27 protein-coding genes and 1 tRNA gene are annotated in these 26592 nt (G+C 64.4%); 22 read left to right on the top strand and 6 right to left on the bottom strand.

Annotated elements, in window-relative coordinates:
- The first annotated feature begins 33 nt into the window (after positions 1–33).
- Genes ndk through der form a run of 9 tightly spaced genes read left to right on the top strand, consistent with a single transcriptional unit; the run spans position 34 to position 8992 of the window.
- Entirely contained in the window at positions 34–462 is a 429-nt protein-coding gene (ndk, locus tag Q8R61_RS05645; RefSeq protein ID WP_305535091.1) for a nucleoside-diphosphate kinase, read from the top strand.
- Positions 463–471: 9 nt separating this feature from the next.
- A complete protein-coding gene (gene rlmN, locus Q8R61_RS05640; protein ID WP_305535089.1) occupies positions 472–1575 on the top strand; it encodes a 23S rRNA (adenine(2503)-C(2))-methyltransferase RlmN in 1104 nt (367 codons plus the stop codon).
- Positions 1572–2339, top strand: a complete 768-nt coding sequence (gene pilW, locus Q8R61_RS05635) for a type IV pilus biogenesis/stability protein PilW (protein ID WP_305535087.1) — start codon at positions 1572–1574, stop codon at positions 2337–2339. The genes rlmN and pilW overlap by 4 nt, the downstream gene beginning before the upstream one ends.
- A complete protein-coding gene (locus Q8R61_RS05630; RefSeq protein WP_305535085.1) occupies positions 2336–3196 on the top strand; it encodes a helix-turn-helix domain-containing protein in 861 nt (286 codons plus the stop codon). The genes pilW and Q8R61_RS05630 overlap by 4 nt, the downstream gene beginning before the upstream one ends.
- Positions 3197–3216: 20 nt before the next feature.
- Positions 3217–4440 carry a flavodoxin-dependent (E)-4-hydroxy-3-methylbut-2-enyl-diphosphate synthase gene (ispG, locus tag Q8R61_RS05625; RefSeq protein WP_305535083.1) on the top strand — a complete coding sequence of 408 codons (1224 nt, stop codon included), beginning with the start codon at positions 3217–3219 and terminating at the stop codon, positions 4438–4440.
- Between the two features lie 23 nt (positions 4441–4463).
- Positions 4464–5729: a histidine--tRNA ligase gene (gene hisS, locus Q8R61_RS05620; protein ID WP_305535081.1), complete on the top strand. Its 1266-nt coding sequence runs from the start codon at positions 4464–4466 to the stop codon at positions 5727–5729.
- A gap of 16 nt (positions 5730–5745) precedes the next feature.
- Positions 5746–6387: a tetratricopeptide repeat protein gene (locus tag Q8R61_RS05615; protein ID WP_305535079.1), complete on the top strand. Its 642-nt coding sequence runs from the start codon at positions 5746–5748 to the stop codon at positions 6385–6387.
- Positions 6384–7544, top strand: coding sequence for an outer membrane protein assembly factor BamB (bamB, locus tag Q8R61_RS05610; protein WP_305535077.1), 1161 nt, complete (start codon positions 6384–6386; stop codon positions 7542–7544). Before Q8R61_RS05615 ends, bamB begins: the two co-directional genes overlap by 4 nt.
- Before the next feature lie 38 nt (positions 7545–7582).
- Positions 7583–8992, top strand: a complete 1410-nt coding sequence (gene der, locus Q8R61_RS05605; RefSeq protein ID WP_305535075.1) for a ribosome biogenesis GTPase Der — start codon at positions 7583–7585, stop codon at positions 8990–8992.
- A gap of 90 nt (positions 8993–9082) precedes the next feature.
- Here der and Q8R61_RS05600 read toward each other — a convergent pair whose 3' ends face one another.
- Together Q8R61_RS05600 and Q8R61_RS05595 are read right to left on the bottom strand one after the other, a co-directional pair.
- Positions 9083–9337: a hypothetical protein gene (locus tag Q8R61_RS05600; RefSeq protein WP_305535073.1), complete on the bottom strand. Its 255-nt coding sequence runs from the start codon at positions 9335–9337 to the stop codon at positions 9083–9085.
- Between the two features lies 1 nt (position 9338).
- Positions 9339–9620: a hypothetical protein gene (locus Q8R61_RS05595; protein ID WP_305535070.1), complete on the bottom strand. Its 282-nt coding sequence runs from the start codon at positions 9618–9620 to the stop codon at positions 9339–9341.
- A 167-nt stretch (positions 9621–9787) separates the two neighbouring features.
- Between Q8R61_RS05595 and Q8R61_RS05590 the strand changes: the two genes are divergently transcribed.
- The 8 genes from Q8R61_RS05590 to Q8R61_RS05555 all read left to right on the top strand — a co-directional run bounded on the left by Q8R61_RS05590 (position 9788) and on the right by Q8R61_RS05555 (position 18589).
- Positions 9788–10888: a galactose-1-phosphate uridylyltransferase gene (locus Q8R61_RS05590; RefSeq protein WP_305535068.1), complete on the top strand. Its 1101-nt coding sequence runs from the start codon at positions 9788–9790 to the stop codon at positions 10886–10888.
- Between the two features lie 41 nt (positions 10889–10929).
- On the top strand, positions 10930–12738 hold the full coding sequence (locus Q8R61_RS05585; RefSeq protein ID WP_305535066.1) for a bifunctional diguanylate cyclase/phosphodiesterase: 1809 nt from the start codon (positions 10930–10932) through the stop codon (positions 12736–12738).
- Positions 12739–12890: 152 nt separating this feature from the next.
- Positions 12891–14045, top strand: coding sequence for a GTPase HflX (hflX, locus tag Q8R61_RS05580; RefSeq protein ID WP_305535064.1), 1155 nt, complete (start codon positions 12891–12893; stop codon positions 14043–14045).
- Positions 14046–14049: 4 nt separating this feature from the next.
- Entirely contained in the window at positions 14050–15246 is a 1197-nt protein-coding gene (hflK, locus tag Q8R61_RS05575) for an FtsH protease activity modulator HflK (RefSeq protein ID WP_305535062.1), read from the top strand.
- A complete protein-coding gene (gene hflC, locus Q8R61_RS05570; protein WP_305535060.1) occupies positions 15243–16121 on the top strand; it encodes a protease modulator HflC in 879 nt (292 codons plus the stop codon). The genes hflK and hflC overlap by 4 nt, the downstream gene beginning before the upstream one ends.
- Positions 16118–16306, top strand: coding sequence for a DUF2065 domain-containing protein (locus Q8R61_RS05565; protein ID WP_305535058.1), 189 nt, complete (start codon positions 16118–16120; stop codon positions 16304–16306). Before hflC ends, Q8R61_RS05565 begins: the two co-directional genes overlap by 4 nt.
- Position 16307: 1 nt before the next feature.
- Positions 16308–17273 carry an ATP phosphoribosyltransferase regulatory subunit gene (locus tag Q8R61_RS05560; RefSeq protein ID WP_305535056.1) on the top strand — a complete coding sequence of 322 codons (966 nt, stop codon included), beginning with the start codon at positions 16308–16310 and terminating at the stop codon, positions 17271–17273.
- 17 nt (positions 17274–17290) lie between these two features.
- Positions 17291–18589 carry an adenylosuccinate synthase gene (locus tag Q8R61_RS05555; RefSeq protein WP_305535054.1) on the top strand — a complete coding sequence of 433 codons (1299 nt, stop codon included), beginning with the start codon at positions 17291–17293 and terminating at the stop codon, positions 18587–18589.
- A 64-nt stretch (positions 18590–18653) separates the two neighbouring features.
- On the opposite strand, the gene Q8R61_RS05550 is transcribed toward Q8R61_RS05555, so the two are convergent.
- Positions 18654–18738 (bottom strand) — tRNA-Leu (locus Q8R61_RS05550).
- A gap of 34 nt (positions 18739–18772) precedes the next feature.
- On the opposite strand from Q8R61_RS05550, the gene rnr reads away from it, so the two are divergent.
- From rnr to Q8R61_RS05525, 5 genes are all read left to right on the top strand, one after another.
- Complete coding sequence (gene rnr / locus Q8R61_RS05545; protein ID WP_305535052.1) at positions 18773–21058, top strand: ribonuclease R; 2286 nt, start codon at positions 18773–18775, stop codon at positions 21056–21058.
- Entirely contained in the window at positions 21055–21819 is a 765-nt protein-coding gene (gene rlmB / locus Q8R61_RS05540) for a 23S rRNA (guanosine(2251)-2'-O)-methyltransferase RlmB (RefSeq protein WP_305535050.1), read from the top strand. Before rnr ends, rlmB begins: the two co-directional genes overlap by 4 nt.
- A gap of 84 nt (positions 21820–21903) precedes the next feature.
- Entirely contained in the window at positions 21904–22113 is a 210-nt protein-coding gene (locus tag Q8R61_RS05535; protein ID WP_305535048.1) for a hypothetical protein, read from the top strand.
- Positions 22086–22418, top strand: a complete 333-nt coding sequence (locus tag Q8R61_RS05530) for a type II toxin-antitoxin system PemK/MazF family toxin (RefSeq protein WP_305535046.1) — start codon at positions 22086–22088, stop codon at positions 22416–22418. The genes Q8R61_RS05535 and Q8R61_RS05530 overlap by 28 nt, the downstream gene beginning before the upstream one ends.
- Positions 22419–22542: 124 nt before the next feature.
- Positions 22543–22851, top strand: coding sequence for a hypothetical protein (locus Q8R61_RS05525; protein WP_305535045.1), 309 nt, complete (start codon positions 22543–22545; stop codon positions 22849–22851).
- A 78-nt stretch (positions 22852–22929) separates the two neighbouring features.
- Here Q8R61_RS05525 and Q8R61_RS05520 read toward each other — a convergent pair whose 3' ends face one another.
- The 3 genes from Q8R61_RS05520 to senB all read right to left on the bottom strand — a co-directional run bounded on the left by Q8R61_RS05520 (position 22930) and on the right by senB (position 26552).
- Positions 22930–23778, bottom strand: coding sequence for a PA4780 family RIO1-like protein kinase (locus tag Q8R61_RS05520; RefSeq protein ID WP_305535044.1), 849 nt, complete (start codon positions 23776–23778; stop codon positions 22930–22932).
- Between the two features lie 24 nt (positions 23779–23802).
- Positions 23803–25518 carry a 30S ribosomal protein S12 methylthiotransferase accessory factor YcaO gene (ycaO, locus tag Q8R61_RS05515; RefSeq protein ID WP_305535043.1) on the bottom strand — a complete coding sequence of 572 codons (1716 nt, stop codon included), beginning with the start codon at positions 25516–25518 and terminating at the stop codon, positions 23803–23805.
- A gap of 74 nt (positions 25519–25592) precedes the next feature.
- Entirely contained in the window at positions 25593–26552 is a 960-nt protein-coding gene (gene senB / locus Q8R61_RS05510; RefSeq protein ID WP_305535041.1) for a selenoneine biosynthesis selenosugar synthase SenB, read from the bottom strand.
- Positions 26553–26592 lie beyond the last annotated feature (40 nt).

Below are 26592 nucleotides of genomic sequence, written 5' to 3'. Positions count from 1 at the left end.
GAACGTTTTTCTCATTTTCTCCGGAGCATTCACATGGCAGTTCAGCGCACCTTTTCCATCATCAAGCCCGATGCCGTCAAAAAGAACGTGATCGGCAAGATCGTCAGCCGCTTCGAAAGCAACGGCCTCAAGGTGGTGGCGTCGAGGATGAAGCACCTGTCGCGCCAGGAAGCCGAAGGCTTTTATGCCGTTCACAAGGAGCGTCCCTTTTTCAAGGATCTGGTCGACTTCATGATTTCGGGCCCGGTCGTGCTGCAAGTGCTGGAAGGCGAGGATGCCATCGCCAAGAACCGCGAACTGATGGGTGCCACCGATCCGAAGAAGGCCGATGCCGGCACCATTCGCGCCGATTTCGCCGAGAGCATCGACGCCAACGCGGTACACGGTTCCGACGCGCCTGAAACCGCAGCGATCGAAATCGCCTATTTCTTTCCGGCCAGCGAAGTCTACGCGGGCCGCTAAGCTGTACGCATGACGCAAAATCTGCTCGATCTCGACCTGGCAGGACTGACCACCTGGTTCGGTGAGCGCGGCGAAAAACCGTTCCGCGCCAGGCAGGTGTTCCACTGGCTACATCAGGCCGGGGTGGCGGATTTTGCGCAGATGACCGATATCGCCAAAAGCCTGCGCGAGAAACTGCAGCAGCAGGCGGTGGTGCAGGCGCCGGCAATCAGCTATGCGCACACGTCGACTGACGGCACCCGCAAGTGGCTGTTCGACGTCGGCGTCGCCAACGGCATCGAAACCGTATTCATTCCCGAAGACGATCGCGGCACCCTGTGCGTGTCGTCGCAGGTGGGCTGCGCGCTCGAATGCACCTTCTGCTCGACCGGGCGCCAGGGCTTCAACCGCAACCTGACGGTGGCCGAGATCATCGGCCAGCTGTGGGTGGCACAGCACAGCCTGAAGACCGAGCCCAATCGCACGACTGGCGAAATCTCCGAGCGGCCGGTGACCAATGTGGTGATGATGGGCATGGGCGAACCGCTGGCGAATTTCGAGAACGTGGTGACCGCGCTCGGCATCATGCTCGACGACCATGCCTATGGTCTGTCGCGGCGACGGGTGACGGTGTCGACCTCCGGCCTGGTGCCGGCGATGGACCGACTGGCCGAGCGCTGCCCGGTGGCGCTGGCGGTGAGCCTGCACGCACCGAACGATGCGCTGCGCGACCAGATCGTGCCGATCAACAAGAAGTATCCGCTCGCAGAATTAATGGCGGCGTGCCGGCGCTATCTGGTGCACGCGCCGCGCGACTTCATCACCTTCGAGTACGTGATGCTGGCCGGCGTGAACGATCAGCCCGAGCATGCGCGCCAGCTGATCGCGCTGACGCGCGACGTACCGTGCAAGTTCAACCTGATCCCGTTCAATCCGTTCCCGGATTCCGGCTATGAAAAACCGCGTAGCGAACCCATGCGGGTGTTCCGCGAAATCCTGCAGGACGCAGGCTACGTGGTAACGACGCGCAAGACGCGCGGCGACGACATCGACGCAGCCTGCGGGCAACTGGCGGGCAAGGTGGCCGACAAGAGCGGACGCGTGATGAAAAGAATACACAAGGAGGCGGCGTGAAAAAATGGATCGTGATGGCAGCAGTTCTGCTGACCGGCTGTGCGGCTCAGCCGGCCAGCGAAAGTGGCGTGGCCAATACGCAAGTCGACAGTGAAAGCCGTCAACGGGCGCGAGCCTTCACCGATCTGGCCGGCGCCTATTTCGTCCGCGCCCAGTACAAGACCGCGCTGGACGAACTGCGCAAGGCGATTGTCGCGGATGCTCGCTACGGACCGGCCTACAACATCTATGGCCTGATCTACATGGAGCTGGCCGAAGACAAGCTGGCCGAGGAGAATTTTCGCCGCGCCATCGAACTGGATCGCAGCGATTCCGAGGCGCGCAACAATTACGGCTGGTTTCTCTGCACCCGCGGCCGCCATGACGAAGGCCTCGAACAATTCAGCACCGCCTTGCGCAACCCGTTGTATGCGCAACCCGAGCAGGCCATGGCCAATGCCGGCCTGTGCGCGGAGCGAAAAGGCGATCTGGCGCTGGCCGAAGCCAACCTGATCAAATCGCTCAAGCTGCAGCCGGACAACCCCAGCACCGTGATCAAACTGGCAGGCTTGCATTTCCGTCAGGGCAATCTTGTCGAAGCGCAGCGCTTTCTGACTCGCCATGCCGAACTCGCACCGCCGACTGCAGAAAGCCTGTGGCTGGGTGTGCGGCTGGAACGCAAGCTGGGCGACCGGGCGCAGGAGGCGGCATACGGCCTGCAATTGCGCAAGCGTTTTCCGGATTCCAATGAGGAGCGTTTGCTGCGGGCGGGGCAATTCGAATGAGCGAGAGCGCGCAGCTTTCAATCGGGCAGACTCTGCGCGCGGCGCGCGAAGCGCACGGCATGTCACTGGATGATGTCGCGGCGCATCTGCGGCTGATGCATCGCCAGATCGAGGCGATGGAGTCGGACGATTTTGCGAGCCTTGGGCAGTCGGTGTTTGCGCGTGGCTTCGTGCGCAACTATGCGCGCCTGCTTGGACTGGTGCCTGAGGATCTGCTGGCACGCATGGGCGGCGCGCCGGCCGAGGCAGCGCCGATTACCCAGGCAGAACCGCCGCCGCCGGCCGCCTGGCTGACCTCACCCTGGCTGATTCTGATTCTGCTGGGCACGCTGATCGTGGTGGCGGTGCCGGTCGCGCTGTATCTGTGGCTGAACAGTGAAGTGGACGAGGACCTGCCCAGCCGGCAGCCATCGGCCATGCAGACGGAGTCTGTGCCTGCTGTAACGCCTGCACCGGTGGAGGCGCCGGTGGAAGCGCCTGCACCGGTCGAGGCGTCACCGGCGCCCGCTGCGGAGTCGGCTGCGGAGCCGTCTCCCACGCCCGCGGCCCCGCTTCCTGCGCCTGCGTTCCAGGACCCTGCCGAAGCAGGCGCACCCACCGTTCCGCCCGCGACAAATGGCAGCGTGCTGCGCTTCGACTTCGGCGACGAGGCCTGGGTCGAAGTCAAGGATGGCAGCGGGCGCATGGTGCACCGTCAGCTCAACCCTGCGGGAAGCCGGATCGATATTCAGGGCCAGCCGCCGTTCGATCTGGTGGTGGGCAATGCGACGCAGGTGCGCGTGCACTACAACGGCCGCCCGATTGACCTCAAACCTTTCATTGCGGTGACGGTTGCCCGTTTCACCCTCGAAGAATAACCCCCGAAGAATAGAGACGCATGATGTCCCCAATTATCCGTCGTCCCACCCGTCAGGTGCTGATCGGCCATGTGCGGGTCGGTAGCGATGCACCCGTGGTGGTGCAGTCGATGACCAACACCGATACCGTCGACATCACGGGCACGGTGCGCCAGGTGCAGGCGCTGGCCGAGGCCGGTTCGGAAGTGGTGCGCATCACCGTCAACACGCTTGAAGCCGCCGCCGCGGTGCCGCGCATCCGCGAGCGTCTCGACGTGCTGGGCTGCCGCGTGCCGCTGGTCGGCGACTTCCACTTCAACGGCCACAAGCTCTTGACCCAGGTGCCCGAATGCGCCCAGGCGCTGGCCAAGCTCAGGATCAATCCCGGCAACATCGGTCGCGGCAACAAGCGCGACGAACAGTTCGCGATACTGATCGAAGTGGCCTGCCGCTACGACAAGCCGGTGCGTATCGGCGTCAACTGGGGCAGCCTCGATCAGGCGCTGGCGGCGCGCATGATGGACGACAACGCGCGCCTCAAGCAGCCGGAAGACACCGAGGTGGTGATGCGGCGCGCGATGGTTGCCTCCGCGCTGGAGTCGGCGAAGAAGGCCGAGGAACTCGGACTCGGCGGCAACAAAATCATTCTGTCGTGCAAGATGAGCCGGGTGCAGGACCTGATTGCGGTCTATCGTGATCTGGGGTCGCAGTGCGACTATCCGCTGCATCTGGGACTGACCGAAGCCGGCATGGGCAGCAAGGGCATCGTCGCTTCCACCGCTGCCCTGGCGGTGCTGCTGCAGGAAGGCATCGGCGACACCATCCGCATTTCCCTGACGCCCGAACCCGGCGGCGACCGCACTCAGGAAGTCCGTGTCGGCCAGGAAATCCTGCAAGCGCTCGGCCTGCGCGCCTTCACCCCGCAGGTCACCGCCTGCCCCGGCTGCGGCCGCACCACCTCGACCGTGTTCCAGGAACTGGCGCAGGACATCGAAAGCTACCTGCGCAACCAGATGCCGGTGTGGCGCAGCCAGTATCCCGGCGTCGAATCCATGCAGGTGGCGGTGATGGGCTGCGTGGTCAACGGCCCCGGCGAATCCAAGCACGCCAACATCGGCATCTCGCTGCCCGGCACGGGCGAAGTACCGGTCGCGCCGGTCTACGTCGACGGCGAGAAGACCGTGACGCTGAAGGGCGACCGCATCGCCGCAGATTTCCAGGCGATCGTCGAGGACTATGTGCGCAGCCACTACGCGGCTGCGTGACCTGCATTTCAGTTGATTAATTTATGAGCAACAACATTCAATCCGTGCGCGGCATGAACGACCTGCTGCCCGATGCCACCGACACCTGGCAGGGCTTCGAGGCGATTGTGCGCGACTGGCTGCGGCGCTATGGCTACCGCGAGATGCGCACGCCGATCCTCGAACACACCAGCCTGTTCAAGCGCGCCATCGGCGAGGTGACCGACATCGTCGAGAAGGAGATGTACACCTTCGTCGATGAACTCAACGGCGAATCGCTGGCGCTGCGCCCCGAAGGGACGGCCTCGTCGGTGCGCGCGGTGATCCAGCACAATCTGCTGTACGACGGCGGCAAGCGCCTGTGGTACACCGGGCCGATGTTTCGCCACGAGCGCCCGCAGAAGGGCCGCTACCGGCAGTTTCACCAGGTCGGCGTCGAGGCGCTTGGCTTTTCCGGCCCGGACGTCGACGCCGAGCTGATCGTGATGTGCGCCGACCTCTGGCGCCAACTCGGCATCGCACCCACGCTGCAGATCAACACGCTGGGCGACCTCGAATCGCGGCATCGCCATCGGGCCAAGCTGATTGCCTATTTTGAAGCGCACCAGGATGCGCTCGATGAGGACTCGACGCGGCGCCTGCACAGCAACCCGCTGCGCATCCTCGACAGCAAGAATCCGGCGATGCAGGCGCTGAACGACGCGGCGCCCAAACTGATAGACGAGCTCGACGAGGCGGCGTTGGCGCACTTCGATGCGTTGCAGGCCCTGCTGCGCGCCAATGGAATCGCGTATGAAATCAATCCGCGGCTGGTGCGCGGGCTCGACTATTACAATCGCACCGTGTTCGAGTGGGTGACCGACCAGCTGGGCGCGCAGGGCACCGTGTGCGCGGGCGGGCGCTATGACGGCCTGATCGAGCAACTGGGCGGCAAGCCGGCGCCGGCCGCCGGCTTCGCCATGGGTATCGAGCGCCTGCTGTCGCTGATGGAAGTGGCCGGCACGCCGCTGGCGACAGCGATGCCGGATGCGTATATCGTGCACGCTGGCGAGGCGGCGCAGGCGTTTGCGTGGCAGGCGGCAGCGGCGTTGCGCAGCGCAGGACTGGCCAGCGTGCTGCATTGCGGCGGCGGCAGTTTCAAGTCGCAGATGAAAAAGGCCGATGCCAGCCGCGCACGCTATGCGGTGATCATCGGCGACGACGAAGCCGCGGCACAGCAGGTGACGCTGAAATCCCTGCGTGGCACCGGCGAACAGACCCGCGTTGAACTGGCGCGGGCCACCGACATTCTGAAACAGGCATCAATTTAAAAAAAGGCATTACGCAATGGCAACCTACGATCTCGACGAACAGGAACGGCTGGACGAACTCAAGGCCTGGTGGAAACGCTGGGGCAGCGTGGCGCTGTTCGGGCTGGCGGTGGTGATCGCGGCTGTGGCCGGCTGGCGCTACTGGCAGAACCACACCGTGACGCAAAGCCTGGAAGCCGCCACGGTGTATGAAAAACTGACCCAGTCGCTGGCAGCCAACGACCTCAAGTCCGCGCGCGAGTCGGGCGGTCTGCTGATCGAGCAATACAAGGGCACGGCCTATGCGCCGCGTGCTGCGCTGCTGCTGGCCAAGCTGCACGTCGCCACCAAGGATATGAAAAGTGCACAGACCCAGCTGGAATGGGCAGTGGCCAACGGCAAGGAACCCGCGATCCGGGATCTGGCGCGGCTGCGTCTCGCCGCGGTGCAGCTCGACCAGAAAGCCTACGACGCGGCGTTGAAAACGCTCTCCGCCACGCACAGCGACGCCTTCGCCCCGCGCTTCGTCGACCTGCGCGGCGACGTGCTGCTGGCCCAGGGCAAGACGGCCGAGGCGCGCGTCGCGTATCAGACCGCGTTCGGCAAGATGGGCGAGGACAACCCCTACCGCAACATCGTCGAACTGAAACTCGACGCGCTGGGGGGAGACGCCAAGTGAAGACGCACGTGATCGTTGCCAGCCTGGCGCTGGCACTCTCCGGATGCAGTGCGGTCGGTTCGATGACCAGCACCGTGGGTGGCTGGTTCGGCTCCGGCCCGGCCAAGGCCAAGCCGGCTGAACTGGTCGAATTCAAGCCGCGTGCCAGCCTGGTCGAAGCCTGGAAAGCCGAGACTGGCGATGCCGGCGGCTATTTGCTGCGTCCGCAGGCCGAGGGTGAGGATGTGCTGGCCGCCGGCGGCAGCCGCGTGGTGCGCGTCGCCGTCGCCAATGGCAACACGGTCTGGCGTACCGATACCGGCGTCAAGCTGTCGGCTGGCGCGGGGGCGGGGCAGGGCCTCGCCCTGGCGGGCGGCGGCAAGGGCGAACTGCTGGCGCTCGACCTCGCCACCGGCCAGCAGCGCTGGAAAGTGACGCTGTCGAGCGAGGTGAGCGGGCAGCTGCTGACCGTGGCCGACACCGTGATCGCCCGCACCGGCGACGGTCGCATCCATGGCCTGGCGGCGGCCGACGGCAGCCGCAAGTGGCTGTATACCCGCACCTTGCCGGCGCTGAACCTGCGCGGATCGGGTGGCATGGTAGTGCTGGACGACGTGCTCTACGCCGGCTTTCCCGGCGGCAAGCTGGTCGCACTCAACGCCCTCAACGGCGCCCAGTTATGGGAAGCCACGGTGGCGCTGCCGCGCGGCGCCACCGAGCTCGAGCGGGTGGCCGACGTAATGGGCAATCCGGTGGTGGACGCGCAGCAGGTGTGCGCCGTCGCCTACCAGGGCCGGGTGGCCTGCTTCGACCGCCGCACCGGCGCCGCGTTGTGGGCGCGCGACACCTCCAGCAACAGCGGACTGGCGATGGACGAACGCACCCTTTACGTCACCGACGACAAGGATGCCGTGACCGCCTACGACAAGGCCAGCGGCCGCGCCGGCTGGCGCCAGGATGCGCTGGCGCGCCGTCAGGTCACCGCACCGCTGGCGCTGGGCGCCTGGGTGGTGGTGGCCGACGGCGAAGGCTATGTGCATGTGCTGTCGGCCGACGACGGCAGTTTCGTTGCACGCGCCAAGGTCGACAGCGGCGTGCGCACGGCGCCGGTCGACATCGGGCCGGGCTTTGCCGTGCAGACGACCAAAGGCAGTGTCGTCGCTTTCAGACTCAAATAAATCGCGCGCCGGCCTGCCGGCGCGCAGCTAGGATAAACATGCTTCCCACTCTGGTACTTGTCGGGCGTCCCAACGTCGGCAAGTCCACTCTATTCAACCGCCTCACCGGCACGCGTGACGCCCTGGTGCACGACATGCCGGGGATGACGCGCGACCGTCATTACGGGCGCGGCCGCATCGGTGATAAACCGTATCTGGTGGTCGACACCGGCGGTCTCGAACCGGTGGCCAAGGAAGGCATCATGGCCGAAATGGCCCGCCAGACCCTGCAGGCCATCGACGAGGCCGACGCGGTCATTTTCATGGTCGATGCGCGCAGCGGCGTCACGCCGCAGGACAAGGTGATCGCCGACCGCCTGCGTCGCGCGACCTGCCCGGTACTGCTGGCGGTCAACAAGGCCGAAGGCATGAACCGCGCGGTGGTGACCGCCGAATTCCACGAGCTGGGTCTAGGCGAGCCGCTGGCGATTTCCGGCGCGCATGGCGACGGCATCGCCGATCTGGTGGACATGGCGCTGGCACCGTTTCCCGAAGAGGAAGAACAGACCGACGATTTCGGCATCCCGAAAATTGCGCTGGTGGGCCGTCCCAACGTCGGCAAGTCGACCCTGGTCAACGCGCTGGTCGGCGAGGAGCGCGTGATCGCGTTCGACCAGCCGGGTACCACGCGCGACTCGATCTATGTCGAGTTCGAACGCGACAACAAACCCTACATCCTGATCGACACCGCCGGCGTGCGTCGCCGCGGCAAGGTGTTCGAAACCTTCGAAAAATTTTCCGTCATCAAGACGCTGCAGGCGATCGAAGACGCCAACGTGGTGGTGCTGGTGCTCGACGCGCGCGAAAACATCTCCGAACAGGACGCGCACCTCGCCGGCTTCGTGCTGGAAACCGGCCGCGCGCTGGTGGTCGCGATCAACAAGTGGGACGGGCTCAGTGCCGAGCAGCGCGAAGACATCAAGCGCGATATCGGACGCAAGCTGGCCTTCCTCGACTTCGCCCGCTTCAACTACATCTCAGCGTTGAAGAGCAAGGGCCTCGACGTCCTGCTGAAGGATGTGGAAGCGGCGCACGCCGCTGCCTTCATCAAGATGACGACGCCCAAGCTCACGCGGGTGCTGGAAATGGCGGTGGAGCAGCACGCGCCGCCGAAGAATGGCCTGTTCCGCCCGAAGCCGCGTTACGCCCACCAGGGCGGCAAGAACCCGCCGGTCATCATCCTGCACGGCAATGCGCTGGAAGGCCTGCGCGACGACTACAAGCGCTATCTGGAAGCCAGCTTCCGCAAGGCGTTCAAGCTGCAAGGCACACCGCTACGGATCCAAGTCAAGGAAGATACGGGCAAGAACCCGTTCGAAGGCAAGAAGCGCGCACCGCTCACCGAGAGCGAGGCGACGCGGATGCGGCGCAAGAAGCGGGTGCGGCGCAAGGTCCACGGCGCCGACTGAACATCCACCCGCAAGGGGGAGGCCATGTCTGTAAGTTGCTAAAGCAGCAACAGCCATGCACTAAAGCCGCTGAAGCGGCAACAACCACGCTCAATCCAGCCAGCGCACCAGATAAAACATCTTGAAACCTTCGGAAGAGCGCGACGGGCCGCTGGCGATGGCGGCGTGCCGGCTCTTTTCCGGGTCGGCGTGCGCGCGCGCCTCGTCCTCGCTGGCGTAGACCTCGACCACGCCCTCGGGGAAACGCGTGCGGCTCGCCTTGCCTGAAGGCGAATAGATCACCACCGCCGAGGTGCCGACGACATTCGATTCGACATCGGTGAACAGGCTGGTGGCTTGCGGCATCTCAGTGGGTTTTTTTCGGAATGCTGCTGATCTTGACGGCGTGACTAGTGGGCGTCTCGTCGCTGTAATGCGGACGCTCGTCGAGCGTGCGGCCGGTCAGCCGGGCGAGCTCGGTCTCGCGGCTGGAAATCACCACCAGGCAATCCTTGATGCCGAGGATGGTGCCCTCGGTCAGCGGGCTGGGGTTGCCGTCACGTGGCGCGGTGTCGCGCACGATGGAAGTGAGGGTCTTGCGCATCATGCGCATCAGGCGCTGCTCGTCGTGCAGGGCTTTTTCGTCCATGGGGGTACTCCGGAAACAGCAGGGAAACGCCATTGTCGACGCCGGCCGCGGCCACGTCAACGGAAGCCCTGATCCGGACGGGGATAAAAAACCTCAGTGCGGGCATAAGCAGATTGAACTGCGGCCGCCGCGCGGCTGCACTATGCTTGCCGGCTGAGGAGACCCCCATGTCAGACAGCCCCAACGATTCGAAGGACGTCCGCGAAATCCGTATCAACCCCATCGTGCCGAGCGAATCGGTGCTGGTGGCCACCGCGCGCAGCATGCGCCCGAAAAAGGCCGAGGAACTGGCGCCGCGCGACACCCGCAAGCACGTCGAAACCTGTCCCTTCTGCCGTGGCAACGAGCACAAGACCCCGCCGGTGATTCTGAGCTGGCCGGAAAGCGGCGACTGGCAGATCCGCATGGTGGAAAACCTCTATCCGGTGCTGGGCGACGACCGCGAGCAGACCGGCTTCAACTTCGGCCTGCAGCAGACCATCGACGGCTACGGCCGCCACGAAGTCATCATCGACCATTACGAGCACGGCATCGCCGTCCACGAAATGGCCGAATCGCACCTGGCGGCACTGTTCGGCGTCTACCAGACGCGCATGCGCCAGTTGTTCGAGTCGGACGATCGGCTGAAATACGTGCTGATTTTCAAGAATTTCGGCCCCGCCGCCGGCGCCTCGATCCCGCATACCCACAGCCAGGTGATCGCGATGCCGGTGGTGCCGGAAAACGTCGACGCCGAGGTGAAGAACAGCGCCGCGCACTACGCCAAGCACCATCACTGCATCTTCTGCGCATTGATCGACGAAGCGCTGACTTTCGAGGCGACGATTTATGATCGCACCTCGGGCGCGGTGCGGCGCAAGATCAACGTCGGCCAGTACGTGGTCGAGCGCGGCGAGAAGTTCATCGCCATCAAGCCCTTCGCCAGTCGCTACGAGTGGGAAGTGCACATCCTGCCCTTGACCCACCAGGCCGATTTCCTTGATGTGCGCGAGGAGGATTTCGCCGACCTGGCGCGGGTGATGAAGCGCACCATGGCGCGGCTCGATGCCGTCATCGGCGGGGCGCAGTACAACTTTTTCCTCCATGCCGTGCCGCACGATGCCCAGCAGCAGGCTCACGCCGCGAGTTACCACTGGCACCTGGAAATCTGCCCGCGCACCTCGATCCCCACCGGCTTCGAGCTGGGGTCGGGGCTGTTCGTCAACACCATCAACCCGGAACAGGCGGCTGAGCGTCTGCGCACGGTGGAGTTGCAAGACGTGCCTTGAGATTACAATGGCGTCACTGTCAGTGTGACCAGGCGAGGACCATGCAGCCAGCCGCCCCATCCGATTCATGCGTGGCCGAAACCGGCCAGGGCGACCCGCATGTCGATCGTTTGAACACCTTGTGGAAGCTGTCGGTACAGCGGGGGCTCTCCGACGCCGAGCGCATCCGCGCCATGCTGGAGATGGCGGCTGACGTGCTGGATATGGATCTGGTGGTGCTGGGCGAATTCGGCGAACGCTACACCGCGCACTATGTCAGCGACCGGCTGGGAGTGTTTCCCGAAGGCACGGTGAAGATGGTTGAGACGGTGTTGTGCCATGGCGTGCAGCTCAGCCGCGAACCCAGCCATATTGCCGACCTGCGTGCGCATCCGCTGTATGCCGACCATCCCGTGGTGAACACGCTGGGGCTGCGAACCTACTCCGGCCTCCCGGTGGCGGTGGGCGACGATGACCGCTGGGTGCTGGCTTTTCTGCGTCGGCGCTGCGAATCGCCGCCCGACGCGGTCGACATCGCCTACATGGAATTGATCGCCGACTGGCTCGGCAACGCGCTGCATCAATCCGCACAGAAGGATCTGCTGCAGCGCATTGCGCTGACCGACCCGCTGACCAGCCTGCCCAACCGGCGAGCCGCAGAAGAGCGCCTGCAGAAGGAAGAGGCGCGTACCCCACGCGACGGGCACGGTTTTGCGCTCGCCCTGGTCGACCTCGACCATTTCAAGATGGTGAACGATCGCTACGGCCATGCCGTGGGCGACGAAGTGTTGAAAACGATGGCCAGCCGCTTCCAATCCGGGTTGCGCGAAGGCGACTGGGTGGCGCGCTGGGGTGGGGAAGAATTCCTGTTCGTGCTGCACGGCAGCACCCTGGAACAGGCGGCCGACATCATGCAGCGGCTCGCCGACCAGGCCCGCGCGGCGCCCGTCCAGACCAGCGTCGGCGCCATTTCGGTGAGTTTCTCCGCCGGCGTGGCCGCCTTCGGCATGAACGACAGCGGCGTCCAGCCCATGCTGGAACAGATCGACCACGCCATGTATCGGGCCAAAGCGGACGGCCGCGATCAGGTCAAGACGGTGGCGCAGCCAAGCGTGCCATGGAACAGCGCGCTCCTGCGGCAGGCACTGGCTGAAAATCGCGTCAGGCAGGCTTCCCAGCCCATCGTCGACCTGCAGAGCGGTCAGATCATCGCCGACGAGGCGCTCGCCCGCATCGGGAATGCATCCGGCGAGATCGTCGAGGCCAAGGATTTCGTCGACATGGCCGAAGGCCTGGGCCTGATGGCCGAAATCGACCGCCAGGTGATCCGTGGCGTGATGCAACGCTGCGTCGTCCGCATTGACCAGGGTGGCGCGCCGGATTTTGCCCATTTCGTGAACGTCTCGCCGCAATTCCTGGCGCGCCACGACCTGGTCGAGGAAATGCTCGAGAATGCCATGAGCTACTGCCAGACCTGCAGTGTGATGCTGGGGCCGGTCAAGCCCATCGTGCTGGAACTGACCGAGCGCCAGCGCATCGTCAGCCTGGACAAACTGCGTGCCGACCTGCAGCCCTTCATCGATTTCGGCTTTCGCCTGGCACTGGACGATTTCGGCAGCGGCTATTCGTCCTACCTCTATCTGGCGCACCTGCCAGTCAGCTTCCTGAAGATCGAGGGCTGGCTGGTGTCGCATATGCGGCAGGACCGCAAGATCGCGGGCATCGTCGAAAGCCTGGCGAACTTTGCGCGCAAGGAAGGCATGCGCACCGTGGCCGAGCACGTCGAAGATGCAGAAACCGCGCGCATCCTGGCCGACATGGGGGTGGACTACGGGCAGGGCTGGCATTTCGGGCGCCCGCAGCTGGTGTGATAAGGGCTAGAATGAAATGTTCCTGCCACGCTGGCCGGGGTGCCGCATGCTTGCTCGTTCCCTGTCCCATTCTGAATCCCTGCCTGTGAAACCCACCCTACATCGCCTTGCCGCAACAACGACCGCCGTGTGTCTCGACCGGGAGTCCGCCCGTGTTTGAGCGGCACGCCGGCGGTGAACGCGTCATCCTGGTGGCGCTCGATTTCGGTGACCCGGATTTTGCCGAGAGCGTGGCCGAGTTGCGCCTGCTGGCGTCCGGCGCCGGGCTGGACGTCCAGGGCGAGGTGACGGGCAAGCGCAGCCGCCCGGACGCCGCGCTGTTCGTGGGCAGCGGCAAGGCCGACGAGATCGCCGCGCTGGTGCTGGCGACCGAAGCTGACGTCGTCATCTTCAACCACGAGTTGTCGCCCGCGCAGGAGCGCAACCTGGAGCGCCGCCTGCATTGCCGGGTGATCGACCGCACCAGCCTGATCCTGGACATCTTTGCCCGCCGCGCGCAAAGCGCCGAGGGCAAGCTGCAAGTCGAACTGGCCCAGCTACAGCATCTGTCGACCCGCCTGGTGCGCGGCTGGACCCACCTCGAACGCCAGCGTGGTGGCGTCGGCATGCGCGGCCCGGGCGAGAAGCAGTTGGAAACCGACCGCCGGCTGCTCGGCGTGCGGGTCAAGGCACTGCGCGAACGACTCGCCAGGCTGGGCAAGCAGCGGCGCACCCAGCGGCGCTCGCGCTCGCGCCAGCAGGTGCTGTCGGTGGCACTGGTGGGCTACACCAACGCCGGAAAATCCACCCTGTTCAATGCCCTGACGCATGCCGGCGCCTACGCCGCCGACCAATTGTTCGCCACCCTCGACACCACCACGCGCAAGATCTATCTTCCGGCGGTGGGCGAAGTGGTGCTATCCGACACCGTCGGTTTCATCAACCGCCTGCCGCACGACCTGGTGGCCGCCTTCCGTGCCACGCTGGAAGCCACCACCGAAGCCGACTTGCTGCTGCACGTGATCGATGTCTCCAGCCCCGCACGCGAGCGCCAGATCGAGGCGGTCGACAAGGTGTTGCGCGAAATCGGCGCCGATGCGGTGCCGCAGCTGCGCGTCTACAACAAGCTTGATTTGACGGGCGTTGCGCCGGGAGTCGGGCGCGACGAATATGGTAAACTGCACGGCGTGTATGTCTCCGCGCAAACCGGCGCGGGACTTGAACTATTACGCGAGGCGCTGTCAGAAATCCTGCTCGCCGGCCAGTCTCACCTTGAAGTGGGCGCGCCGGACGAAGTCTCCCTCCAACCTTCAGTCTTCTCCACATAACGCTATGGCATGGAACGACCCGCAATGGGGCAACAAAGGCAACCGCAATCCTGACGGCGGCCCCCCCGACCTCGACGAACTCTGGCGGCGCGTCAATCAGCGTCTTAACGGCCTGTTCGGCAAAAAGGACACCGGCGGCGGCAGTGGCGGCGGTGACGGCTTCTCCCCCGAGGGCTTCCCTGGCGGCGGCAATCTGGTCGGCCTGCTCGCCGGCGTGCTGGCGCTGGTGTGGGTGGCCAGCGGCTTCTACATCGTCGACACCGGCCAGCGCGGTGTGGTGCTGCGTTTTGGTCAGTATGTCGAAACCACCGAGCCGGGCCCGCGCTGGCATTTCCCGTGGCCGATCGAGTCGCGCGAAATCGTCAACGTCGACCAGGTACGTACCGTCGAAATCGGCTACCGCAACAACGTCAAGAGCAAGGTGCTGAAAGAGTCGCTGATGCTGACCGACGACGAGAACATCATCGACCTGCAGTTTGCCGTGCAGTACATCCTGAAGGACCCGGTCGAATTCCTGTTCATCAACCGCGCGCCGGAAGACAGCGCGTTGCAGATCGCCGAAACTGCGATGCGGGAAATCGTCGGCAAGAACAAGATGGACTTCGTGCTGTACGAAGGCCGTGCCGAAATCGCTGCGCGCGCCAAGCAGCTGATGCAGGACATCCATGACCGCCACAAGACCGGCATCAGCATCAGCCAGGTGACGCTGCAGAACATCCAGCCGCCGGAGCAGGTCCAGGCCGCGTTCGACGACGCGGTGAAGGCGGGCCAGGACCGCGAGCGCCTGAAGAACGAGGCCGAGGCCTATTTCAATGACGTGGTGCCGCGTGCTCGTGGTCTGGCTTCGCGCCTGCAGGCAGAAGCCGAAGGCTACAAGCTGTCGGTGATCGCCAACGCCGAAGGTGAGGCCAGCCGCTTTACGCAGATTTTGACCGAATACCAGAAGGCGCCGCAGGTCACGCGCCAGCGACTCTATCTCGACACCATGCAAACCGTGATGAACAACACCAGCAAGATCCTGGTGGATCAGAAGGGCGGCAACAGCCTCCTGTATCTGCCGCTCGACAAACTGCAGCAGATCGTCAGCCAGCCCTACGCCAGCGCGCCGGACGTACTGGCGCAGCCGGCGCCGGCCTCGGTCCCGGGCGATACACGTTCGCGTGACGCCTTACGCAACCGCGATCGGGAGGCACGGCCATGAACAAGCTCAGCGTATTCCTGATCGGTCTGCTGGTTGTGCTGGTGATTCTCAGCGCGAGCATGTTCACGGTGGACCAGCGGCAGAACGCCCTGGTGTTCCAGCTGGGTGAAGTGGTGTCGGTGAAAACCAAGCCTGGCCTGTATTTCAAGCTGCCGCTGGTGCAGAACGTGCGCTTTTTCGATACCCGCATCCTGACCCTGGATTCGGCCGACCCCGAGCGTTTCATCACCTCGGAAAAGAAGAACGTGCTGGTGGATTCGTTCATCAAGTGGCGCGTGATCGATGCGCGGCAGTTCTATGTGTCAGTCGGCGGCGACGAGACGCGCGCGCAGATCCGCCTCAACCAGACGGTCAACGACGGTCTGCGCGCCGAGTTCGGCAAGCGCACCATCAACGAGGTGGTGTCGGGACGTCGCGAGGAAATCATGAACATCATCCGCACCAAGGCCGACAGCGACGCGCGCAAGATCGGCGTGCAGGTGGTCGATGTCCGGATCAAGCGGGTCGATCTGCCGGAGACCGTGTCGGAAAACGTCTATCGCCGGATGGAAGCCGAGCGCAAACAGGTGGCCAACGAGCTGCGTTCGACCGGTGCGGCCGAGGCCGAAAAGATCAAGGCCGACGCCGACAAGCAGAAGGACGTGATCGTTGCCGAAGCCTACCGCGATGCCCAGGGCGTCAAGGGTGAAGGCGATGCCAAGGCATCGACCCTGTATGCCTCAGCCTACGGCAAGAACGCCGAGTTCTACGCGTTCTACCGGTCGATGCAGGCCTATCGCGAAAGCTTCCGCAGCAAGAGCGACGTGATGGTGCTTGATCCCAGCGCCGACTTCTTCAAGTACATGAAGAATCCGCGTGCCGCCGGTGGTCAATGACCGGTTTTGACTTGTTGACAGCGATCGGCCTGTTGCTGGTGATTGAGGGTATCCTGCCATTTGCCGCACCTGCCGTCTGGCGGGACGGCTTCCGCCGGATGCTGGAACTCAGCGACGGCCAATTGCGTTCCATAGGCGCTGCCTCGATGTTGGGCGGCGTTTTTTTGTTGCTGATGCTGAACTGACATGACTGCCTGGTTATTGCCCGAAAACGTCGAGGATGTGCTGCCGCCGCAGGCCTGGCGCATGGAAGACATGCGGCGTGCGCTGCTCGACCTGTTCCGCAGCCGCGGCTACCAGCTGGTGGTGCCGCCACTGATGGAATACGTCGATTCGCTGCTGACCGGCGTCGGCGCCGACCTCGACCTCAAGACCTTCAAGCTGGTCGATCAGCTGACCGGCCGGCTGATGGGCGTGCGCGCCGACATTACGCCGCAGGTGGCGCGCATCGACGCCCACCTGCTGGCCGCCAATCCGGTCAACCGCCTGTGCTACGCGGGCAGTGTGCTGCACACCCAGTCCGACGGCTTCCACCGCTCGCGCGAGCCGATCCAGATCGGCGCCGAGCTGTATGGCGAAGCCGGGGCCGATGCCGACCTCGAAATCCTCACCCTGATGCTGCAGGGCCTGGCCGTGTGCGGCGTTAAAACGTTGCAGCTCGATATCGGCCACGTCGGCGTCTACCGCGCGCTGGCGCAGGAAGCAGGCCTGTCGGGCGAGGTCGAACACCAGCTGTTCGGCGCGCTGCAGGCCAAGGACAGCAGCGCCGTGGCGGTGCTGACTGCAGGCCTGTCTGTCGGCCTGCGCGAGGCCTTCGCCGCGCTACCGCAGCTGTACGGCGACCGCAGCGTGCTGGCCGAGGCGCGCGCACGGCTGCCGCAATTGCCGGCGGTGGTCGCCGCGCTGGATACGCTGGAGACGCTCGACCAGGGGCTGGCCCACGTCGAGGCCGCCTACGATCTGGCCGAGCTGCGCGGCTACGGCTACCACAGCGGGGTCGTGTTCGCCGCTTATACCGGCGGACGCAGCCATGCGATCGCGCAGGGCGGGCGCTACGACGAAGTGGGGCGGGTATTCGGCCGGGCGCGCCCGGCCACCGGTTTTAGTCTGGATTTGCGCGAGCTGGTTCTTGCCGGCTCGGACACACAATAAGTTAGGGAGACTTCACCATGGCAGCAAAAAACGTCGTCGTCATCGGCACCCAGTGGGGCGATGAAGGCAAGGGCAAGATCGTCGACTGGCTGACCGACCGCGCGCAGGGCGTGGTGCGCTTCCAGGGCGGCCACAATGCCGGTCATACGCTGGTGGTGGCGGGCAAGAAAACGGTGCTGCACCTGATTCCGTCGGGCATTCTGCGTGACAACGTCACTTGCTACATCGGCAATGGCGTCGTGCTGTCGCCCGACGCGCTGCTGGAAGAAATGGACATGTTGATCGCCGCCGGCGTTGACGTCGCCAGCCGCCTCAAGCTCAGCGAGGCCTGCCCGCTGATCATGCCGCACCATATTGCGCTCGACCAGGCGCGCGAAATCGCCAAGGGTGCCGGCAAGATCGGCACCACCGGGCGCGGCATCGGCCCCGCCTATGAAGACAAGGTGGCGCGCCGCGCGCTGCGCCTGCAGGACATGTTCCACCGCGAGCGCTTCGCCGCCAAGCTGGGCGAAGTGCTCGACCACCACAACTTCATGCTGAAGCACTATTACAAGACCGATGTGGTCGATTTCAACCAGACCCTCGACAGCATGATGGCGATGGCCGAACGCCTGAAGCCGATGGTGGCCGACGTGCCGCGCAGCCTGTATGAAGTCAATAAGGCCGGCGGCAACCTGTTGTTCGAGGGCGCGCAGGGCACGCTGCTCGACATCGACCACGGCACCTATCCGTTCGTCACCTCGTCCAACTGCACCGCCGGCGGCGCCTCCACCGGCTCCGGCGTCGGGCCGTCCGCGATGCATTATGTGCTTGGCATCACCAAGGCCTACACCACGCGCGTCGGCTCCGGCCCGTTCCCCACCGAGCTGTTCGACAACATCGGCCAGTACCTCGGCGAGAAGGGCCACGAATTCGGCGCCACCACCGGCCGTGCGCGCCGCTGCGGCTGGTTTGACGCCGCCGCGCTCAAGCGTTCGATCCAGATCAATGGCGTGTCGGGCCTGTGCGTGACCAAGCTGGACGTGCTGGACGGGCTGGAAACCGTGCGGGTGTGCGTGGGCTACAAGATCGACGGCGAGGCCTGCGACATCCTGCCGGTGGGCGCCGAATCGATTGCCCAGGTCGAACCCATATACGAAGACCTGCCGGGCTGGAGCGATACCACGGTGGGGGTGCAGGAGTTCGACAAGCTGCCGCAGAAGGCGCAAACCTACCTGAAGCGGATGGAAGCCCTGTGCGAAGTGCCGGTGGACGTGGTGTCGACCGGCCCGGACCGGGTGGAGACGATCGTACGTCGTCACCCTTACGAGGCTTAATGTCTACAATAAGCCTTACCCAAGCAAAAAGCCGACACGAGGTCGGCTTTTTGCTTGCAACATTTGGTGCCCGGAAGAGGACTCGAACCTCCACACCTTGCGGCACACGGACCTGAACCGTGCGCGTCTACCAATTCCGCCATCCGGGCAATAAGGCGCGCATTCTAGAGAGCAGAGAATAAATTGTCAACGAACAAATCACGCAGTCGCGTAAGCAAGCACAAAATTCCGGCGATCCGCCTGGCCGATCCGTTTTACGAGCGTGAAATCGAACGCTACGAATCGCCGCTGCCCAGCCGCGAATACATTCTCCAATTGCTGACTGAAGCCGGCTGTCCGGTCGACGCCGAAGCCTTTGCCGAACAGCTGCAGATCACCGAGGACGAGTTCGAGCTGTTCCAGCGACGCCTCGGCGCGATGCAGCGCGACGGCCAGCTGATGATCAACCGCAAGCGCCAGTTGTGCCTGCCGGACAAGCTCGACCTGATCAAGGGCCGCGTCGAAGGCCACCCGGACGGCTTCGGCTTCGTGGTGCCGGAAGAGGGTGGCGACGATCTCTACATGTCGCCCAAGGAAATGCACCGCGTGCTGCACGGCGACAAGGTGCTGGTGCGGGTGGCGGGCCTCGACCGGCGCGGCCGCCGCGAAGCCAAGATCGTCGAGGTGCTGGAGCACGTCAACACGCACATCGTCGGCCGCTACTACCTCGAGGGCGGCGTCGGCTTCCTGATCCCGGAAAACCGCCGCATCAACCAGGACATTCTCGTCCCGACCGAGAACGCAGGCACGGCGAAGTCCGGCCAGGTGGTGACGGTGGAAATCGTCACCCAACCGGGCGCGCACAACGAAGCAGTCGGCCGCGTGGCTGAGGTGCTCGGCAGCTACACCGGCCCCGGCATGGAAATCGAAATTGCGTTGCGCAAGCACGATCTGCCGCATGTGTTTCCGCCCGAGGTCGAGGCGCAGGCGGCCAAGCTGCCGGCCACCGTGCAGAAAAAGGACATGGCCGGGCGCGAGGACATCCGCCACCTGCCGCTCGTCACCATCGACGGCGAAACCGCGCGCGACTTCGACGACGCGGTGTACTGCGAACCGCAGGGGCGCAGCGGCTTCCGGCTGATCGTCGCAATCGCCGACGTCAGCCATTACGTGCGGCCGCGCGACGCGCTCGACACCGAAGGCTACAACCGCGGCAACTCGGTCTATTTCCCGCGCCGCGTGATCCCGATGCTGCCCGAGGCGCTGTCCAACGGCCTGTGCTCGCTCAATCCCGAAGTCGATCGCCTGTCGATGGTGTGCGACATGCAGATTTCCAGCACCGGCAGCATCAAGGAATACCGCTTCTACCCGGCAGTGATCTTCTCGCACGCGCGCCTGACCTACAACCAGGTGTGGGACTGGCTCTCCGGCGCCGCCCAGCCCGACGCCAAGCAGGCCGCACTGATGCCGCATCTGCAAGCGCTCGACAAGCTGTTCCGTGTGCTGTTGAAGGCCCGCGCCAAGCGCGGCGCGATCGACTTCGGCTCGACCGAAACGCAGATCATTTTCGACGACCAGGGCAAGATCAAGGCCATCGTGCCGGTGATCCGCAACGATGCGCACCGCATCATCGAGGAATGCATGCTGGCGGCCAACGTCTGCGCCTCGGATTACCTGCACGCAAACGAGCAGCCCGCGCTGTTCCGCGTCCACGAAGGCCCGACGCCGGAGAAGCTCGCCGCGCTGCGTGGTTTTCTCGCCGAATTCGGCCTCGATCTCGGCGGCGGCGAGAAGCCACACGCCAAGGATTACGCCGCGCTGCTGGAGAAGATCAAGGACCGCCCCGACCACGGCCTGTTGCAGACGGTGATGCTGCGCTCGCTCAGGCAAGCGGTCTACAGCCCCGACAACAAGGGCCACTTCGGTCTCGCCTACGAGGCCTACACCCACTTCACCTCCCCGATCCGCCGCTACCCGGACCTGCTGGTGCACCGCGGCATCAAGGCCGTGTTGAACGGCGAGAAGCTGCCCGCCAAGGGCTTGGCCGAAGTCGGCGTCCACTGCTCACTGACCGAGCGCCGCGCCGACGACGCCACCCGCGACGTCGACGCCTGGCTGAAAACCTACTTCATGCAGGACCGCATTGGCGACGAATACAACGGCACGGTCAGCGCGGTCACCAGCTTCGGCATGTTCGTCGCGATCGACGACATCTTCATCGAAGGCCTGGTCCACGTGTCCGAACTTGGCCAGGATTACTTCCACTACGACCAGGCCAAGCACATGATGCTCGGCGAGCGCACCGGCAAGCGGTATCGTCTGGGCGACCGTGTGCGCATCAAGGTGATGCGCGCCGACATCGAAACCAGCAAGATCGACTTCAGCCTGGTCGAGCAGGAAGGCTCCGCGCTCGACATGCAGCGCGCATTCGAGAAGCGTGAGCCCGAAAAGAAATCCGCCAAGTCGAGATCGGGCGGCAAGAAGAAATGAGCGAGAAGTCCGCCGACCGGCACCCCGCGGAAAAACTGATCTACGGCTTTCACCCCGTCCTCGCCCGTCTGCGCCAGGACCCCGCGGGCATTTTCGAAATCTACCTCGACCTGACCCGGCGCGACGCGCGTGCGCGCGACCTGGTGCATCAGGCGAAGGACAACGGCGTCAAGCTCGCGCAGGTCGAGGCCGATCGTTTGACGCGATTGGTCGGCAAGGCCGCCAAGCACCAGGGCGTCGTCGCCCGCGTCAAGCCGGTCGCCCTGACCCATTCGCTCGACGAAGTGCTGGAAAACATTCAGGGCCCGCCGCTCCTGGTCATCCTCGACGGCGTCACCGACCCGCACAACCTCGGCGCCATCATGCGTTCGGCCGACGCCTTCGGCGTCCACGCCGTCATCGCGCCGAAGGACAACGCCGTCGGCATCAACGCCACCGTGGAAAAAGTCGCCTCGGGCGCCGCGGAAACCGTGCCCTACATCATGGTCACCAACCTCGCGCGCACCATCGAGGACCTGAAGGAACACAACATCTGGGTCATCGCCGCCGACATGGACGGCGAGCAACCCCTGTCCGGCATCGACGCCAAGACCGGCATCGCCTGGGTGCTCGGCGCCGAAGGCGCGGGCATCCGCCGCCTGGTCAAGCAGAGCTGCGACCAGGTCGCGCGCATCCCCATCGGCGGCACGGTGGAAAGCCTCAACGTCTCAGTGTCGGCGGCGCTGTGTTTGTATGAAACGGTGCGGCAGCGGGGTGTCTGACCGATTCGAAGCTGCTTTGGCCTCGTGCATCGACCAGGATGACCCGCAGGCATAGAATAGGCGCATTGCCCGAAGGAGGCCGCCATGCTGCAGACCATCGAAGTTGAAATTGACGCATCGGGACACATCCATCCGCTGGAGCCCGTGCAGACGATTCCCGCTGGGCGTGCGTTGCTCACGCTCCTGAAGCCGTCAGTTGATGAAGCGCTGCAACTGGCAGAAGCCGCGCTTGCAGAAGACTGGCTGAAACCCGAGGAAGAGGAAGCATGGGCGCATTTGCAGCCGGCCAAGTAGTTCTTCTGCCGTTCCCGTTTTCCGATCTCACACGCAGCAAGCTGCGGCCCGCCCTGCTCCTGGCCGATGCCGGACGCGACGACTGGATCGCCTGCCAGATCACCAGCAACCCCTACGCCGACCCGCGCGCCATTCTGCTTGCGTCCGAGGATTTCACGTCGGGCGGCTTGCAGCGGGCAAGCTATGCACGTCCAGGCAAACTGTTCACGGCGAATACTTCCCTATTTGCGGCGGCGGCAGGCCTGATCTCGCAAGTCCGGTTGGATGAAGTGCGCAACGCATTGATTGGCATCATTCAGGGGTGAGGGGAGAAACCGTGGCCTGTCCCTTGTTCTTCATTTTTTGTTCTTCAGTCTTTTAAGAGACATGGCAAACCGTGGCCTGTCCTCTACGGTCGCTCTCGGCAGGTCAACGGGCCTAGGTGCCGCCATGTTGCTGGTGGTACTGTTGTCTGGATGCCGAACGGTGAGTTCACCGCATGAATTTGCATCTGGCTGGGTTGGGTCGCATTTCGAACGTATGCTCGATGCAGTTGACCGTAGCCATGATGGTGATCCAAAAAACACGCCTTCTCGTGAGGATGTGATGAAGACGCGCTATTCGCTTGCCAATGACAATACTGTCTACCCTATTCCAATTGTATTTGGTCGTTGCAAGGTTCACTGGGAGGTCAATTCAGCGGGGATTATTGTTGGTTATCGCTACGAGGAAGTCATCAAGAACGGGTGCAATTGGTAGTCATCCTTACCAACCAAAAATCGCCTAGAGTGGATGTATAAAAATAGACGCGATATCGCGCATTTTTCTAGCAGCGATTCACGCCAATTCCTGCAAACGCAACAGCCGCGCCGCCTCTTCCTCCCGCGCGTCATCAATCTCCCGCATCACCCCCTCCAGATCGACCGGCGGCTTGTCACATTCGAACCGGCCCGTGAGTTCGACTTCTGGATTCAGCTTGCCGTGTTCGTACAGTGACCAGATTTCCTCGGCGTACTGCGTTTCCAACAGCGCCGGCGCGTGTTGGCCAAAATACGTTCTCAGATTATTCACGTCGCGCGTCAGCATCGCCTGGGCGTGGTTGTTGCCGGCTGCGTCGACCGCTTGCGGCAGATCGATGATCACCGGGCCGTCTGCACTGACGAGGATGTTGAACTCGGACAGGTCGCCGTGGATGACGCCGGCGCACAGCATGCGCACGACTTCGCCGATCAGGGTGCGGTGGTGGGCGAGGGCTTCGTCTTCGGTGAACGACACGTCGTTGAGCCGGGGCGCGGCATTGCCGTCGGCGTCGGCCACCAGTTCCATCAGCAGCACGCCTTCGTGGAAATTGTACGGCGTGGGCACGCGCACGCCGGCGGCAGCGAGCCGATACAGCGCATCGACCTCGGCGCTTTGCCAGGCGGCTTCCTGCATTTCGCGCCCGTATTTGCTGCCCTTGGCCATGGCGCGCGCCTGGCGGCTGTTCTTGGTCTTGCGATTTTCGGTGTAGTCGACGGCCTGGCGAAAGCTGCGCTTGTTGGCCTCCTTGTAGACCTTGGCGCAGCGGATGTCGTCGCCGCAGCGGACGACGAAGACCATGGCTTCCTTGCCGCTCATCAACTGGCGCACGACGCCGTCGATCAGGCCGTCTTCGAGCAGGGGTTCAAGTCGTTTGGGGATTTTCATCGATGGTCGTAAAGAGTCGAGAGGCTAGCCGCGCACCTTGCGGTACGCCTCCAGCAGGCGCTGGTGGATCGCGCTGCCCTCGAAGTCGCTGCCGAGTTTGGTCAATCCAAAAAACCGTTCGTCCTGGTTGAACAGCGCGAACGCCTGTTCCAGCGTCTCGCGGCCGTACATCAGCGCCAGTGCGGGTTCGAAGGGGCTGGGGTCGTCGAGTTGGGCGAGGTCGGCGATGCAGCGGTAGACCTTGAGGCGCGCGTCGCTGCGCTGGCCGTATTGGGCGATCCAGGTGCAGCCTTCGAGGATCGCGTCGTCGTCGCCGAGCGCGAGCGCGAGCAGCAGCTTGATCTCGCCGACGCGGATGTCGGTCCACGGCGAATCGGCATCCGGCGCGAGGCCGATCAGCACCGTGACCAGGCGGTCGTCGGCCAGTTCCAACTCGACGATCAGGTCGAGCAGCTCCGCGCATTCGTCGTCGGAGAGTTCGGGCAGGCGCGCGAGCGCCGGGCGGATCAGGTTGCCGACGCTGTTGTTCTCGAATTCGAGTTCTTCAAAAGGATAAATTTCTGACACGCCCGGCACCAGGATGCGGCAGGCGTAGACGCCGAGGTGGGTGAAGTCGGCGATATAGAGTTCGTGGCCTTCGGCGTGCAGCGCATCGACCGACCAGTGGTAATCCTCGTCGGTGGTGGTGCCGAAGTTCCAGTCGACGAAATCGAAGTCGGGCGTATCGCGCAGGAACTGCCAGGAAATCACGCCGCTGGAATCGACGAAGTGGATTTCCAGGTTCTGCGGGTCGGCGATTTCGGTCTGGTCGAAGCCGGGGGCGGGGAAGCCGGCCAGCGAATCGAGCGCGCGACCCTGCAGCAACTCGGTCAGCGCGCGCTCCAGCGCGACTTCGAAGCGCGGGTGCGCGCCGAAGCTGGCGAAGCAGCCCTGGTCCTGTGGGTGCAGCAGGGTGACGTTCATCACCGGATACTGGCCGCCGAGCGAGGCGTCCTTCACCAGGATGCCGAAGCCGGCTTCGCGCAGGCCGCGGATGCCGGCGGCGATGTGCGGGTAGCGGTTGATCACATCCTCGGGCACGTCGGGCAGGCACAGGCCTTCTTCGATGATGCGGAACTTGATGTGGCGCTCGAAGATTTCGGCCAGCGCCTGGGCGCGCGCTTCCTTCAGCGTGTTGCCGGCCGACATGCCGTTGCTGACGTAGAGGTTGCCGATTAGGTTGACCGGGAAATACACGGTCTGGCCATCGGAGAGGCGCTGGTAGGGAATCGCGCAGATGCCGCGTTCGGCATTGCCGGAGTTGAGGTCGATCAGCTGGTCGGCGCGCACGCCTTGATCCGGGTTGTACAGATCCTGCAGCTCGGGAGTCAGCAGGCCTTCCGGCCAGGCGTCGTCATCGCCCAGTTCGAACCAGCGCTCGTCGGGATGGTGGACGTAGGCGCGGTTGGCGATCGTCTCGCCGAGGTAGAAGTGGGTCCAGAAATAATTGGTCGACAGCCGCTCGAAGTATTCGCCCAGCGCACTCGCCCGCGCGGCCAGCTCCGATGCGCCCTTGCCGTTGGTGAACAAGAGCGGGCAGTCGCGGTCGCGGATGTGCACCGACCACACGCCTTCCACCGGGTTGAGCCAGGAGCGCTCATCGGTGTGGAAGCCGATGGCTTCGAGCTTGGACTGCAGGGTGGCGATCGACGCTTCGAGCGACGCGTCCTTGCCGGGGATGAAATGTTCGGGGGCGTGCATGGGGGAAAACCTCAGGGGAAGACCCGACAGCATACGCGACGCGTCAAGTGGGGCCGGCTGCAAGGGGCGTGCGCTCAGCTGGTGAGGGCTTCGAACTCGGCCACGGCCTGCCGCAGGCGGCTGGCTTCCTGCTCCGGCCGCATCAGGACGCGCCGTCGGCGGGCATGGTCGCGCAGCCGGACGTAGAAGTCGGGGTCGCTCTCGGCCTGCGCCATCAGCCGGGCCAGCTGGCGCTCGTCGCCCACCGGAAAATAGCCGGGATAGTCCTCGCCCAGCATGCCAATGTTGCCCGGGATGTGCGAGGCCAGCACCGGCACATCGGTCGCCAGCGCTTCGCAGATGACGTTGGCGCCGCCTTCCATGACCGAGCTGATGACCATCAGCTGTGCGCGCGCCAGACGCTTCAATACAGTCTTGTGCGGCACGTCGCCGGCCCAGTGCCAGCGCGGCAGCTTGATCTGGGCCAGTTCCGCGGTGTCGGCCATGTCCTTGTCGAGCGCACGCCCGAGATGCGTGACCTGGATCAGCGAATGCTCGGACAGGTAGGCGGTGGCCAGCGCGGCGCGGAAAGGGTCTTTTTCGGCGCGCAGGTGGCCGATCACCAGCACCTCGAAGCTGCGCGGCGACGCACGCAGCCGGGCCACGTCGGGCGACGACTGGTAGACCACGCGCGTCCGCGCAACCAGGTGCGCCGGCAATTCGTCGGCGCCGCGGTCCTGCAGCACGATCAGCAGATGCGCGAGTTCCAGCGCCTGCTGGGCGTCGCGGTTTTCGTGAATGTCGCGATAGAGGTCGGTGCCAGTCAGCGCCAGCAGCAGTGGCCGGCTCGGATAGCGCTCGGCAAACGCGCGGATCGAGGCGAAGCTGCGCCGGGCATGCAGCGCCAGCATCAGGTCGGCACTGCGGCCGTCCCATTCCACCTGCGCCCGCACCGAGTGGCCGGCTTCGCGCAGAAAGCGCGCCCAGCGCGCGGCCGTGTGCCAGTTGCCGTTGCGATGCTCGCGGCCGTAGGGGGTGATCAGGACGATGCGCATAGACTGAAGTGTAGTCTCGATGGCGAATCGCGGATAATCG

Origin of the sequence: Thiobacillus sp., assembly GCF_030696885.1 — a bacterium.
GTDB lineage: Bacteria > Pseudomonadota > Gammaproteobacteria > Burkholderiales > Thiobacillaceae > Thiobacillus.
This window is presented reverse-complemented; position numbering and strand designations above follow the sequence as displayed.